Genomic DNA, 12566 nt, shown 5'->3' with positions numbered 1-12566 from the left:
AAGGTTCGGGCCCGCCTCGCACCCGGAGGCTCACGCCCGGCGACCGACCAGCGTTCCCGCCGCGCATGACTGGCCCGAAATCTACGAAGTCACCTCGAGGATGCCGATCGCGTCGCCGCGCTCGGTGATCGGCACGAGGGCGAGCCAGCCGCGGTCGGCCTCGACGACGTCGCGCGCCTGGCTCAGCAGCACCCGCTGGTGCGGCGACCCGGCGAGCGGCACCGACTCGGCCCGCTCGTTGTGGCCGGCACGCTGCATCGCCGTGCCCGAGACGTGCGACATGCGCACCAGCGCGTCGCCGGAGAAGTTCGCGATCAGCAGCGCGACGTGCCGGGCACCGACGCCGACCACCAGCGCTTCGCTGAGCGCGTCGATGGCGTCGACGGGGGACGCGTCCTCGACGGCGCCGAGCAGTGCGCCGATGTCGACCGCTGCCATCCTCCGATCCTCACCTTCCGCCCGGTGCTGGCACTGACGTACCCAACTTCGACGCGGGTTGCGCAGCTCAGGAGTCGTCGGCCGCGCTCACAGCCCAGCGCTGCTCGATGCGTCCGAAACGCCAGGCCGCGAGCGCGATGAGCCAGGCGGCGACGAAGAGCCCGACGATCGCGTAGCCCGCATAGTCCAGGTTGACGTCGCCGATCGCCGCGAGCGGGCCGGAGGTGATGTTCGCCTGGTCGACGAGCACGCCGACCAGTTCGATCGTGCCGATCACGAGGGCCACGGCGACCGAGATCGAGGTGATCGTCAGGTTGTAGAAGATCTTGCGGACGGGCTTGGCGAAGGCCCAGCCGTACGCAGCATTCATGAAGACGCCGTCGATCGTGTCCATCAGGCACATGCCGGCCGCGAAGAGCACGGGCAGCACCAGGATCGTCCAGAACGGCAGGTTGAAGACCGCGGCACCGCCGGCCAGGACGAGCAGCCCGACCTCGGTGGCGGTGTCGAAGCCGAGGCCGAACAGGACGCCGACCGGGTAGATGTGCCACGACGTGCGCACCGAGCGGGTGAGGCCGTTCAGGAAGCGGTTCATGAAGCCCCGCTTGTTCAGCTGCTCCTCGAGCTCCGCCTCGTCGAAGTCGCCGTGACGCATGCGCCGGAAGATCCGCACCATGCCGAGCAGCACCACGAGGTTGAGCAGCCCGAGCACCCAGAGGAACACGCCCGACACGGACGCGCCGATGATCCCGGTGACCGAATGCAGTCCCGAGCCGTCGTCCTCGAGCTGACCGGCCAGGGCCTTCACGCCGAGGCAGAGCAGGAACGACAGCGCGAACACGATCGTCGAGTGTCCGAGCGAGAACCAGAAGCCGACCGACAGCGGCTTGCGCCGCCGCGGTTCGTTGTTCGCGGCCCGCTCGACGTCGTCGGCCATGAGCTTGCGGATGGTGTTGTCGACGGCGGCGATGTGGTCGGCGTCGAAGGCGTGCCGCAGCCCGAAGGTGTACGCGAGCACGCCGACGCCGACGCTGAAGACCGGGTGGTCGCCGCCGAGGTGGTAGTGCTGCGGCGCGATGACGCCGAGCAGCAGGCCGAAGCCGAGCACGTGCAGCAGCACGATGAACCCGCCCATGCCGGCGAGCGAGAGGCGGTCCTCGCGGGTCAGCGACGTCCGGAAGGCGGCCCAGCGGGCGCGGACGCCGCGCTCACCCTGCCGCCGTGCCCGTGCGTCGATCGTCGTCATCGCGTTCCCCTCGACGGTACCTTGTTGCAAATCTATTGCAACAAGGCGGGGTGCCCGCCACCCCCTCGCGAGCGACCTACCGCAGGAAGTCGAGGATGAGCGGGTCGACCACGTCGGCGAACTCGAGGAAGAACCCGTGCCGGCCCCTGTCGACGAGCTCGAGCCGGGCGTGCGGTATGCGCTCGGCCAGCCGCGGTGCATTCTCGGCGGGCACCATCTCGTCGTCGGTGCCGTGCAGGACGAGGGTGGGTGCGCCGATCCGCGGCAGGTCGTCCCAGGCGTCGTGCTTCGCGCTGACCCGCAGGTGCGCCCGGGTCTCCTCCGGCGACAGCGTCGGGTCGCCGAACAGCCGGTCGCCCTCGGCCGACCGGGGCCACGCCTCGGTGAAGAACAGCCGCTGCAGCACAGCGAGGCGTGCGTCGCGCGACGGGTCGAGCAGCGCGCGCCGCACGGTGAGGCTGCGCTCGACCGCGTGCCGGCCGCCCGGCGAGGTGCACGCGAGCACCAGCCGGTCGACCCGGTCGGCGTGGTCGAGAGCGAGGCGCTGCGCCACCCGCCCGCCCATCGAGGTGCCGTAGACGTGCGTCTGCTCGATGCCGAGCTGGGCGAGCACCGCGGCGGCGTCGGCGGCGAAGCTCGCGGTCGTCCAGGCACCGACCGGGCCACGGCTGCCGCCCGTGCCGCGGTAGTCGAAGGTGACCACCCGCAGGTGCGGGTCGAAGTGCGTACGCAGGCCGTCCCACCAGCGGTGCGAGTTCGCCTGACCGGGCAGCAGCAGCAGCGTCGGGCCGTCGGTCCGCCCGCTCACCTGTACCTCGAGCGGGAAGCCGTCCGGCGCGGCGATCGTGACCATCGCGCCCGAGGGTAGGCCGTGGCGGCCGAGCGGCCCGCGTGCCATGGTTGCGCCACCATGAGCCCAGCCCCGATCGGCATCACCGGCGCCACCGGACGTCTCGGCGGCCGCGTCGCGCGAGCCCTCGCCGCCGACGGCCTGCCGCTGCGGCTGATCGTCCGCGATCCCGGCCGCGCTCCGGAGCTGCCCGCGGCCGGCGTGGCCCGCGCCGCCTACGACGACCCCACCGCGCTGCGCGCCGCCTTCGCAGGGCTCGACACGCTCTTGTTCGTCTCCGGCGCCGAGGCGGCCGACCGGCTCGCCCAGCACCGCACCGTCGTCGAGGCCGCCGTCGCGGCCGGCGTGCGGCACATCGTCTACACCTCGGTCCTCGGCGCCGCGCCCGACAGCACCTTCACCCTGGCCCGCGACCACCACGCCACCGAGCAGGCGATCACCGCCGCCGGGCTGCGCTCGACCTTCCTGCGCGACAGCCTCTACGCCGACTTCCTGCCCGCCATGGCCGGCGACGACGGCGTGATCCGCGGGCCGGCCGGCGACGGCCGCGTCGCGCCGGTGACGGTCGACGACGTCGCCGACTGCGCTGCGGCGGTGCTGCGCGACCCGGCGCCGCACGCCGGCCGCACGTACGACCTCACCGGCCCGGCGGCCCTCATGCTGACCGAGATCGCCGAGATCATCACGGTGGTCACCGGTCGACCGGTGCGCTACCTGCCCGAGACGCTGGACGAGGCGTACGCGTCGCGCGCGCACTACGGCGCGGCCCCATGGCAGGTGGACGCGTGGGTGTCGACCTACACCGCGATCGGCGACGGATCGCTCGATCTGGTGAGCCCCGACGTCGAACGGTTGAGCGGTCACCCGGCCACCTCGGTGCGGGCCATGCTCGAACTGGGCACCGCCGCGTACTGATCAGGGACGAACCTGTGCGCGCGACGTGATCGTTGCGCGGTAATGTCGGCGTCAAGGCTCTGAACACCAGGGCCGAACACGTGGTCAAGGAGCACCCCGTGGGGCAATGGCGTGCGCTCGTCGAGCTGCCGGTCAACGTCCGCACGCCCGCGCATGCGCGCCGGGTGGTGCGTGCGATGTTGACCGCGTGGGAGCTCGACGCCCACGCCGACGACGCGCAGCTGGTCGTGAGCGAGCTGATCACCAACGTGCTGCAGCACGCGCCGTCCGCCGACAGCCTCGAACTCGAGGTCAGCTCGACCGCCGAGTCGCTGCGCATCGGGCTCGCCGACGGCTCGTCGATCAAGCCTGTGGTGCGCGAGCTCACCGACGACCAGCCGAGCGGCCGCGGCATGGCCATCGTCGAGGCCCTCGCCAGCCGCTGGGGTGTCGAGGAGCGTGCCGGCGGCAAGCGCGTGTGGGTCGAGCTCGACCTCGCCGACGACCAGTGGGTCGGCCCCTCGGCCTGACGCCGGCCGCCGACCCGGCTGCCGAGTGGTGACTTCCGCGCCGAGTGGTGACCTCCAACCCGCCACTCGCGTCACAACCCACCACTCGCGGGAACCGGACGCGGGCCGCGGGCGACCAAGACGTCGACCGATCCCGTCCGACCTGCGAACAGGACCCCCGATGCGTCTGCGCCCCGTCGCGCTCACCGGCCTCGCCGTGCTCTCCGCCACCCTCGTGCTCGCCCCCGCCGCCGAGGCGCACGTGACCGTCACGGCGCCCGGGGTCGCCGTCGGCGCGAGCGACGCCGAGCTCACCTTCCGCGTGCCGACCGAGAGTGCCTCGGCGAGCACCACGAGGTTCGAGCTCGACCTGCCCACCGACCACCCCATCGCCGGCGTGCTGGTGCAGCCGGTGCCGGGCTGGACGGCCACGGTGCAGCAGCAGAAGCTCGCGAAGCCGATCACCACCGACGACGGCGACATCACCGAGGTCGTGTCCCAGGTCGTCTGGACGGCGCAGCCCGGCCAGGGCATCAAGCCGGACTTCTTCGGCGCGTTCACGATCATCGCCGGCAAGCTCCCCGACGGCGTCGACTCGCTGACCTTCAAGGCGATCCAGCACTACAGCGACGGCAAGACGGTGAAGTGGATCGAGACGGCAGCGCCGGGCAGCACGGCCGAGCCGGACTTCCCGGCGCCGGTGCTGCAGCTGGCCGCCGACAGCACCGCGAAGCCTGCCGCGAGCAGCGATGCGAGCAGCGACAGCACGGGCGTGATCGGCATCGTGCTCGGGGCCATCGGCGTCGTGCTCGGCGGTGCCGCGTTGATCTTCGCCCGGCGCCGCCCGTCCTGAACCTGCTCGGGTTTCGCCGGTGGGTCCAGGCTGTTACGTTCGCGGACGTGAGTGACGCAGCACACTTCGTCGTGGTGGGAGCCGGCTCGGCCGGAGCGGTGATCGCAGCTCGGTTGTCGGAGGATCCCGACGTCCGGGTCGTCCTGCTGGAGGCGGGTGGCCGGCCGCCCGCGGCCGAGCTCATGCCGGCGGCCTGCCCGGTGCTGCAGCGCAACCCCGAGAGCGACTGGGCCTACACCGCCGACGCCGGCGAGTGCGGCAAGGGCCTCGAGGGCGGACGCATGATGGTGCCGCGCGGCAAGATGCTGGGCGGCTCGTCCGGCATCAACTACATGGCCTATGTGCGCGGCCACCACGGCGACTACGACTCGTGGGCGGCGCGGGGCGCCGAGGGCTGGAGCTACGAGGAGGTGCTGCCGTACTTCCTCAAGAGCGAGGGCCTCGAGCCGAGCGACGAGATCGCGATCGACGCGTCGGCGCACAGCACCGAGGGCCCGCTCGGTGTCTCGGTGCGGCAGCCGGTGCTGCCGGGCGCGCGCGCCTTCGTCGACGCCGCCGTCGCCACCGGCATCCCGGTGGGTGACTACAACGGACGCGAGCGCGGCGGCCCCAACGGCGTGGTCTCGCTGCACCAGACCACCACGAAGGCGGGCAAGCGCTCGAGCACGTACCACGCGTTCCTCGAGGGCGAGGTCGAGCAGCGGCCGAACCTCACGATCGTGACGCACGCGCACGTGACCCGCATCGTCATCAGCGCCAGTGATGTCAATGGCGGCACGCCGCGGGCGACCGGCGTCGAGTACCGCGACGCCGACGGCAACACCACGGTCGTCGAGGCGAGCCGCGAGGTGATCCTCAGCGCGGGCGCCGTCGGCTCGCCGCAGATCCTCATGCTCTCGGGCGTCGGCCCGAAGGACGACCTCGCCGCGCTCGGCATCGACGTCGTCGTCGACGCGCCCGAGGTCGGCAAGCACCTCAAGGACCACCTGCAGGTCGGCCTGCTCTTCCCGGCCCCGGGCCTCGGGGTCTCGATGGCCGCCATGGGCGTGGCGATGGGTCCGGACGCGCTGCGCTCGCCCGCCGGCCCGCTGCCGGTCGACCCGGCCGACGACGCGAACCTGCCGGCCGAGCTGCAGGGGCTCAAGGCCGAGGCCGAGCGCCAAGCCACGGAGTGGTTCACCACCGGCAGCGGCCTGGTCTCGTCGTCGCTGTACGACGCGAGCGCGTGGCTGTCGTCCGGGCTCGGTGACGAGCACACCCACGACATCCAGCTCGCGATCTTCGCCTGCGGCTACAACCGCGACATCTGGAAGAGCTGCCTGCGGGTCGAGGTCGACGACTACTTCGACGACGCCGACACCGTGCTCGGCCCGACGGCCGAGAACATCCTCATGCTGGCCAACCCCGTGCAGCCGCACAGCGAGGGCGAGATCCGGCTGGCCTCGGCCGACCCGACGGCCGACCCGGACATCCGGCTCAACTACTTCAGCGACCCGCACGACCTCAAGGTCATGGTCGCCGCCCTACGCAGGACGCTCGACATCGTCACCGAGATGGGCCGCAAGCACGAGATCGGCGACCTGCTCGTGCCGAAGCCGCTGCAGGCCAAGTACGGCAGGGTCACCGCGGCCGAGGTCACCGACGAGTTCCTCGAGGACCTCGCCCGCTACTACTCGTTCACCGTGTACCACCTGACCAGCACCTGCCGGATCGGCTCGGTCGTCGACCCCAAGCTGCACGTGCTCGGCGTCGCGGGGCTGCGGGTGGCCGACGCGAGCGTCATGCCGAACGTCATCAGCGGCAACACGAACGCGCCGGCGATCATGATCGGGGAGAAGGCGGCCGAGCTGGTCGCCGCCGATCACGGGGTGAAGCTGGAGCGCTTCGTCGGGGTGCCGGCGACCGTCTGAGCCGGCGGCCGGTCGAGGGCCCTCGTCTCGAGGGTGCGCAGCGCGGACGCGGTGCGCACCCCGAGCGCGACGGCGATCAGCACGTAGCTCAACCCGACCGCGTACACCGCGAGCAGGCTGAACACCACCAGCAGCCCGGCGGTGCCGACGAGCCAGCGGTCGAGCCGGTGGGCGGCACCGCGGATGCCCCACAACCCGGCTAGCGCAGGCAGGGCCCACACCCAGTGGTGCGGCCACGACAGCGGGGACACCAGGCAGGCCGTGACGCCGACGATGCCGGCGGCGAGCACGTCGAGCTGCAACCGCGCCGCCCGCACCGCGAGCCGCAGCCCGAGCACCACCACCGGTACCGCCAGCAGCAGCCACACCACGGCCCCCACCGACGTGCCGAACACCCGCTCGGCCAGCCCGCGGATCGACTGGTTGCCCGTGGTGGTGAAGCCGCCGATGCCCGAGCCGGCGATCACCCGGTGCGTCCAGTACTCGCGGGACGGCCCGGGCAGCACGACCGCCCCGAGCCCGATGGACGCGACGATCGTCGCCACGGCTCCGGCCGCCTCGGCCCACCGGCGGCGCGCGAGCAGGTAGACGACGAAGAGACCCGGCGTGAGCTTCAGCGAGGTGGCGAGGCCGATGAGCACGCCACGGCGCAGCACCAGCAGGTCGGCGAGCACCATCGCCGCGAGCACCAGGTTCACCTGGCCGATGCGCAGGGTGAGCGTGACCGGCTGGGACGCCACGAGCAGCGCGAGACCGACCGCCGCGGCGCGGTCGCCCCGCAGCACGGCGCGCACCGCCCCGGGTGCCACCAGGCGCAGCACGACCACCAGCGAGACCGCGCCCAGACCGATCATGACGCCCCACATCGCCGCCGTGGGCAGCCAGGCGAGCACGCCCATCACCAGCGCGGCGAACGGGGGATAGGTGAAGCCGTGCCCGTGCCGGTCGAAGTCGTAGACGTCGCCGGCGGCGAAGGCGGCCCGCGCCCCGTGGCGGTAGATCGACACGTCGCCGAGGTCGGGCTTGGTGATGATCTGCTCGACGGCGAAGGCGACCGCCAGCACGACGATCGCGACCGCTGCGCCGCGCTGCCGCCACTCGTGTCGCCACGAGCGCACGGCGCCCGTCGGGGCACCGGCGTCGGTGCGCGCCGACCCGACCTGTGTCACCCGCGGCTCCGTCCCGCTCGCCCGTGTCGTCCGAGGGCTGTCCGATCCGCACGGTTCGCGGCATCGGTGTGACCTGATCGACGACTGTGTCTCTCAGCAGCGTATGGCGCGCGCACCCCACAGTGACGGTGGACAGGCCCGTGTGGCGGCCGCTGACGACGAGGAGCACTGGTGCGCGACAGGTGGCGGCGGCTCGTGGTGACCGGCGCGGCGGGGCTCGCCGCGGTCACGGCGCTCGGCGCCTGCACGTCGTCACCCCGTCCGGCGCCTGCCCGGGTGAGCGCCCCGCCGGTCTACTCGGCGCCGGCCGACCGCCCCGCGCTGCCGGCCACGCCGGACCGACCGAACATCGTCTTCGTCCTCACCGACGACCTGTCGTCAGAACTGCTGCGCTGGATGCCGGCGGTACAGGCCCTCGAGCGCCGCGGCACGACCTTCCGCGACTACATCGTCAGCGACTCGCTCTGCTGCCCCTCGCGCACGTCGATCTTCACCGGCAACTACCCGCACACGACCGGGGTCGTCCGCAACGTCGGTGCCGACGGCGGCCTCAATGCCTACCTCGCCCACGGCGACGGCACCGCGACGTTCGCCACCGCGCTGCGCGCGGCGGGCTACCGCACCGCGTTCATGGGGAAGTACCTCAACGGCTACGAGCCCGGCACGCCGCAGGGGCCCGCTGCCGACCCCGCGTACGTGCCGTCCGGCTGGGACGAGTGGGACGGCGTCGGCAACGGCTACCGCGGCTTCCACTTCACGATCGACCAGAACCACCAGCTGGTCAGCTATCCGCGCGCACCGCAGTACTACCTGACGACGGTGCTGCAGCAGCGGGCCGAGCAGTTCATGCGCACCGCGGCCCAGCAGCGGTCGCGCTACCTGCTCGAGGTCGCGACCTTCACCCCGCACGACCCGTACGTGCCGGCGCCCGCCGACCGCCGGAAGTTCCCCGGCGCGCAGGCGCCGCGCACGCCCGCCTACGACCGGCTGCCGCGGCACGCGCCGAGGTGGCTGGCGACGCGACCGCCCCTCAGCCCGCTCGAGCAGCGCCGGATCGACCACGTCGAGCGCCTGCGCATCCAGGACGTGCAGTCGATCGACCGGCTGCTGACCGGCCTCGAGCGCACGGCCGCGGCCACCGGCCAGGCCGACCGCACCATCTTCGTGTTCAGCTCGGACAACGGCCTGCACCTCGGCCAGTACCGCCTCCAGCCGGGCAAGATGACCGCCTACGACACCGACATCAGGGTGCCGCTCGTGATCGCCGGTCCGGGCGTGCGCGCCGACCAGGTGCGTGACGAGCTGGCGCAGAACATCGACCTGGCGCCGACGTTCGAGCAACTCGGCGGCGCGACCCCGCCCACACCGGTCGAGGGCCGCAGCCTGCTGCCGCTGCTCACCGGCGCGCACCCCGCCTGGCGGGCGGCGGCACTCGTCGAGCATCAGGGGCCGGTGCAGACACCCGGCGATCCCGACCTGCAGGCCGCGAACCAGGGCAACCCGACGACGTACGCCGCGATCCGCACCCACCGCTTCCTGTACGTGCGCTACGCCGACGGCGAGCGCGAGTACTACGACCTGCTGCGCGACCCCTTCGAGCTCGACAATCTGGCCCGCTCGCTGCGGCCGTCACGACGGGCGCAGCTCGACCACTGGGTCGCCGACCTGACACGGTGCACGGCGGCCGACTGCTTCACCGCCGCGGTGCGCCCACCCGCCGCCTGAGCTCAGCGCCGGGTCAGCGCCGCGGTCGATCCGCTCGACGTGCGGCGGGCCCGCGCGTGCAGCCACTGGGTGGTCATCACCGCGGCCAGGACGACGCCGGCGAGGCACAAGTCGTCGAAGATCTCGGCGGCACCGCCGTCGTGGTGCTGCAGCACGCCGCTCGGCACCGAGGCGAGGACGGCGAGGTGGCCGACCAGCTGCAGCAGCACGGCACCCGCGACCACCCGGCCGGACCGCCACGGCGCCGCGAGCAACGACCGCCCGACCGGCAGGGCCAGGACGAGCACGCCGGCCAGCGGCCAGCCGAGGCTCTCGACCGGCAGACCGGCGGCGACGGCGCCGAGGGCCACCAGCCAGGCCTGCGCCACCGCGTAGCCGACGGCGGCCGGCGTCGCGGCAGACGCGGTCAGGGTGGTCGACCCGGTGACGCGGCGGCGCGCGCCGGCCTCGAGCAGCCGCTCGAGCTCGCCGGTGGCGGCCGCCCGCCGCAGGGCTCGGGCGCGGCCGCGTGCGGCCACCGCAGGCTCGATGAGCCGCACGATGACGACGAGCGCGGCGAGCACGAACCAGGCGTGCAGCCCGTGTGCGACGACCGCTCCCATCCATCGAGTGTGCCCGGGGCGATCGCCCGCCGGGTAGGGCCGGGTGACCTCAGTCGTCCCTGCCGCCGTCGTCGGTGCCGCCACCGCCGCCATCGTCACCGGACGGGTGGGTCGCGCGGGTCGTCGGCGCCGGCGTGCCACCGCGGCTCGTCCCGCCGTCGTCGCCCGGCTCGCCCGGCTGCGGCGTCGTGGCCGCACCGGTGCCGCCGTCGCCCCCGCCGACGTCCTGACGGCCGCTGCCGCCGTCGTCGGGGCTGCGCGGCGGTGGCGGCTGCGACGACGTCGACGGCGCGACCGGGCTCGTCGGCGACGCGGTGGGCGGCGGCGTCGAGGCGGGCGATGACGGCCGGCCGTCCGGGGTCGTCGTGACGTGCGGCGACGGGTGCGGCGGGGCGATGTCGAACGGGGTGAGGCGGTCGACGACATCCGAGACGAAGCGCTGGGCCGGCGTCGGCAGCGTGTGGGTGGCGGCCAACCCGGTCGTGAGCGCGACGATCGCCGCGGCCGCGAGGCCGACCGACCGCACCGGTCGTGGCCGGCGACGCAACGGCACCACCGCCGCGCCGCCCTCGAGCAGCGCGGCGACCTGCGGCGACGGCTCCGGCGCCGGGCCGTCGGCGAGCGCACGCAGCACCGCGACGGCGTCCCGCAGGACGGCGTCGTCGACGTCGTCCGCCGACGTCCCCGTGCTGCGCAGCATCAGCCCCTCCTCCCGCTCACCCGGGTCATCGTCGCGGGGGCTCACAGGGTTACCTTCCGCTCGGCCAGCGCCGCCTTCAACGCGAGCAGGGCTCGGCGTTGCAGCTGCTTCACGGCACCGACGGACCGGCCGAGCACGGCGGCGGTCTCCTCCAGCGACAGATCGGCGACGATGCGCAGCCCTAGCACCTCCTGGTGGTCGGCCGGCAGCACGCGCAGGGCGGCGAGCACGGCCTCGGTCGCCAACCGGGCCTCGGCGCCCTGCTCGGCCGACTCGGCGCGGCGTTCGTCGTCGTGCGCCTCGTACGGCACCCACTGCGGCTCGCGGGCCCGCGACCGGTGGTCGTCGGCAATGCGGGCGTGCGCGATCGAGAACGTGAGCCGGCGCAGCCCGCTCGACCCACCACGCAGGTGCGGCAGCTTCGGCAGCAGCGCGAGGAAGACGTCCTGCGTCACGGCGTCGGCGTCGCGCACGCCCTTGGCCCGCAGGTAGCCCTGCACGACCGGGGCGAGGGCGTCGTAGACGGCACGCAGCGCGGCCGGCTCGCCGCGGGTGGCAGCGGCGACGGTGGCTTCGTCGAGTGCGTCGTCGGCCATCGACACCTCCGATGGGTCGCCGGCAGGGCGCCGAGGGTACAGCCGGCCCATGCGGCTCGGCAGTGTCCCGGCCCGCATCTCTCATCGACCGCCGGCGCTGCGACGTAACCCGCCGCGCCCCCGCGTCGATGACTCGGTCGTCAGTGACCCGATCCCCCGTTCGGAGCCCCCATGTCCCTGCGCCGTCGTCTCACCTCCTCGGTCATCGCGGCCGCCGCCCTCACCTCCGGCGCCGTCGCGGCGGTGGCCGTCGAGACCCAGCCCCCCGCGCCGTCGGATCCGGCGCCCGTCGACGTGGCCGGCACCGAGGCCGGAGGCGCCGCCGCCACGCACGCGGCAGCCGCACCGGCACCTGTCGTCACGCCCGACCCGGCCGACCGCGCCGCCGCGGCCGCCGAGCGCCGGCAGCACCAGCTGCGGCTGCGGATGCAGCAGCTCGAACGGCGGCTCGAGGCCCAGCGCCGGGCCGCGGCCGAGCGGGAGGCGGCAGCGCAGCGCGCCGCCGCGGCCGCCGAGCAGCAGGCGCCTGCCGAGCAGCCGGCGGCATCGCCGGTGTCGACGCACGGCGAGCCGCCGGTCGCGGCGCCCCCGGTCAGTCGGACGCCGACCATGCCGCCGCCCGTGCACTCCACCACCGGCGCCAGCGGCTCGAGCGGTTCGCCGGGCAGCGGCGACGACGGCGGGGGCGACGACGACGGCGGCGCCGGCCGGCCCGGCGGCGGGTCGGGGGAGCCGGGGGATGACTGAGCAGCCCGGACGCCGGGCACGCTGGACCGCCCTGCTGCTGCTGGCCCCGAGCAGTGCCGGCCTGTTCGGCGGTGCCGTGTGGTGGGCCGGTCACACCGGCCCGTCCGCGGCGTCCCCGGCCGCCCCCAGCGCCCCACTCGTCCGGCAACCCGCCGCGGCGCCGCCGACCGCTGCCGCCGACGCTGCCGCCGACGCGGCCGCGAGTGCGGCGGCATCGGTCGTGCGCGCGCAGCAGGCCGCTGTCCACCGCCGCGCGATCCAGCGACTGCACCGTGCGCAGGCCGTGAACGCCGCGCTCGAGCGGCGGGTGGCCCGTCTCCAACATTC

At 73.9% G+C, this 12566-nt stretch carries 13 protein-coding genes and 1 pseudogene; 7 read left to right on the top strand and 7 right to left on the bottom strand.

Annotated features, from left to right (window positions below):
* Window positions 1-81: 81 nt before the first annotated feature.
* The 3 genes from ACTHMS_RS22670 to ACTHMS_RS22660 form a co-directional block, all read right to left on the bottom strand.
* On the bottom strand, window positions 82-438 hold the full coding sequence (locus tag ACTHMS_RS22670) for a hypothetical protein (protein ID WP_440308924.1): 357 nt from the start codon (window positions 436-438) through the stop codon (window positions 82-84).
* 67 nt (window positions 439-505) lie between these two features.
* Window positions 506-1684, bottom strand: coding sequence for a HoxN/HupN/NixA family nickel/cobalt transporter (locus tag ACTHMS_RS22665; protein ID WP_440308923.1), 1179 nt, complete (start codon window positions 1682-1684; stop codon window positions 506-508).
* A gap of 76 nt (window positions 1685-1760) precedes the next feature.
* Entirely contained in the window at window positions 1761-2537 is a 777-nt protein-coding gene (locus tag ACTHMS_RS22660; protein WP_440308922.1) for an alpha/beta fold hydrolase, read from the bottom strand.
* A 57-nt stretch (window positions 2538-2594) separates the two neighbouring features.
* On the opposite strand from ACTHMS_RS22660, the gene ACTHMS_RS22655 reads away from it, so the two are divergent.
* The 4 genes from ACTHMS_RS22655 to ACTHMS_RS22640 all read left to right on the top strand — a co-directional run bounded on the left by ACTHMS_RS22655 (window position 2595) and on the right by ACTHMS_RS22640 (window position 6700).
* Window positions 2595-3449, top strand: coding sequence for an SDR family oxidoreductase (locus tag ACTHMS_RS22655; protein ID WP_440308921.1), 855 nt, complete (start codon window positions 2595-2597; stop codon window positions 3447-3449).
* Between the two features lie 98 nt (window positions 3450-3547).
* On the top strand, window positions 3548-3958 hold the full coding sequence (locus ACTHMS_RS22650; protein WP_440308920.1) for an ATP-binding protein: 411 nt from the start codon (window positions 3548-3550) through the stop codon (window positions 3956-3958).
* Between the two features lie 160 nt (window positions 3959-4118).
* On the top strand, window positions 4119-4790 hold the full coding sequence (locus ACTHMS_RS22645; protein WP_440308919.1) for a YcnI family copper-binding membrane protein: 672 nt from the start codon (window positions 4119-4121) through the stop codon (window positions 4788-4790).
* 47 nt (window positions 4791-4837) lie between these two features.
* Complete coding sequence (locus ACTHMS_RS22640) at window positions 4838-6700, top strand: GMC family oxidoreductase (RefSeq protein ID WP_440308918.1); 1863 nt, start codon at window positions 4838-4840, stop codon at window positions 6698-6700.
* Here ACTHMS_RS22640 and ACTHMS_RS22635 read toward each other — a convergent pair.
* Complete coding sequence (locus tag ACTHMS_RS22635; RefSeq protein WP_440308917.1) at window positions 6652-7869, bottom strand: glycosyltransferase 87 family protein; 1218 nt, start codon at window positions 7867-7869, stop codon at window positions 6652-6654. The genes ACTHMS_RS22640 and ACTHMS_RS22635 overlap by 49 nt on opposite strands.
* Window positions 7870-8040: 171 nt before the next feature.
* On the opposite strand from ACTHMS_RS22635, the gene ACTHMS_RS22630 reads away from it, so the two are divergent.
* Window positions 8041-9594 carry a sulfatase family protein gene (locus ACTHMS_RS22630; RefSeq protein WP_440308916.1) on the top strand — a complete coding sequence of 518 codons (1554 nt, stop codon included), beginning with the start codon at window positions 8041-8043 and terminating at the stop codon, window positions 9592-9594.
* A gap of 2 nt (window positions 9595-9596) precedes the next feature.
* Here ACTHMS_RS22630 and ACTHMS_RS22625 read toward each other — a convergent pair whose 3' ends face one another.
* From ACTHMS_RS22625 to ACTHMS_RS22615, 3 genes are read right to left on the bottom strand one after another with little or no spacing between them, the layout of a single operon-like run.
* Complete coding sequence (locus ACTHMS_RS22625; protein ID WP_440308915.1) at window positions 9597-10196, bottom strand: hypothetical protein; 600 nt, start codon at window positions 10194-10196, stop codon at window positions 9597-9599.
* A 49-nt stretch (window positions 10197-10245) separates the two neighbouring features.
* Window positions 10246-10896: a hypothetical protein gene (locus ACTHMS_RS22620; protein WP_440308914.1), complete on the bottom strand. Its 651-nt coding sequence runs from the start codon at window positions 10894-10896 to the stop codon at window positions 10246-10248.
* A gap of 41 nt (window positions 10897-10937) precedes the next feature.
* Window positions 10938-11492 carry an RNA polymerase sigma factor gene (locus ACTHMS_RS22615; RefSeq protein ID WP_440308913.1) on the bottom strand — a complete coding sequence of 185 codons (555 nt, stop codon included), beginning with the start codon at window positions 11490-11492 and terminating at the stop codon, window positions 10938-10940.
* 171 nt (window positions 11493-11663) lie between these two features.
* On the opposite strand from ACTHMS_RS22615, the gene ACTHMS_RS22610 reads away from it, so the two are divergent.
* Both ACTHMS_RS22610 and ACTHMS_RS22605 read left to right on the top strand, forming a co-directional pair.
* Window positions 11664-12239, top strand: a complete 576-nt coding sequence (locus ACTHMS_RS22610; RefSeq protein ID WP_440308912.1) for a hypothetical protein — start codon at window positions 11664-11666, stop codon at window positions 12237-12239.
* Window positions 12232-12566 (top strand): annotated as a pseudogene (locus tag ACTHMS_RS22605) (hypothetical protein); the annotation flags it as partial. The gene ACTHMS_RS22610 and the pseudogene ACTHMS_RS22605, both read left to right, overlap by 8 nt.

Source organism: Jatrophihabitans sp. (assembly GCF_051960575.1).
Taxonomy (GTDB): Bacteria; Actinomycetota; Actinomycetes; order Mycobacteriales; family Jatrophihabitantaceae; genus JBQCEE01.
Note: the sequence above shows the minus strand (reverse complement) of the source record. Positions and strands in the feature narration are given on the sequence as shown.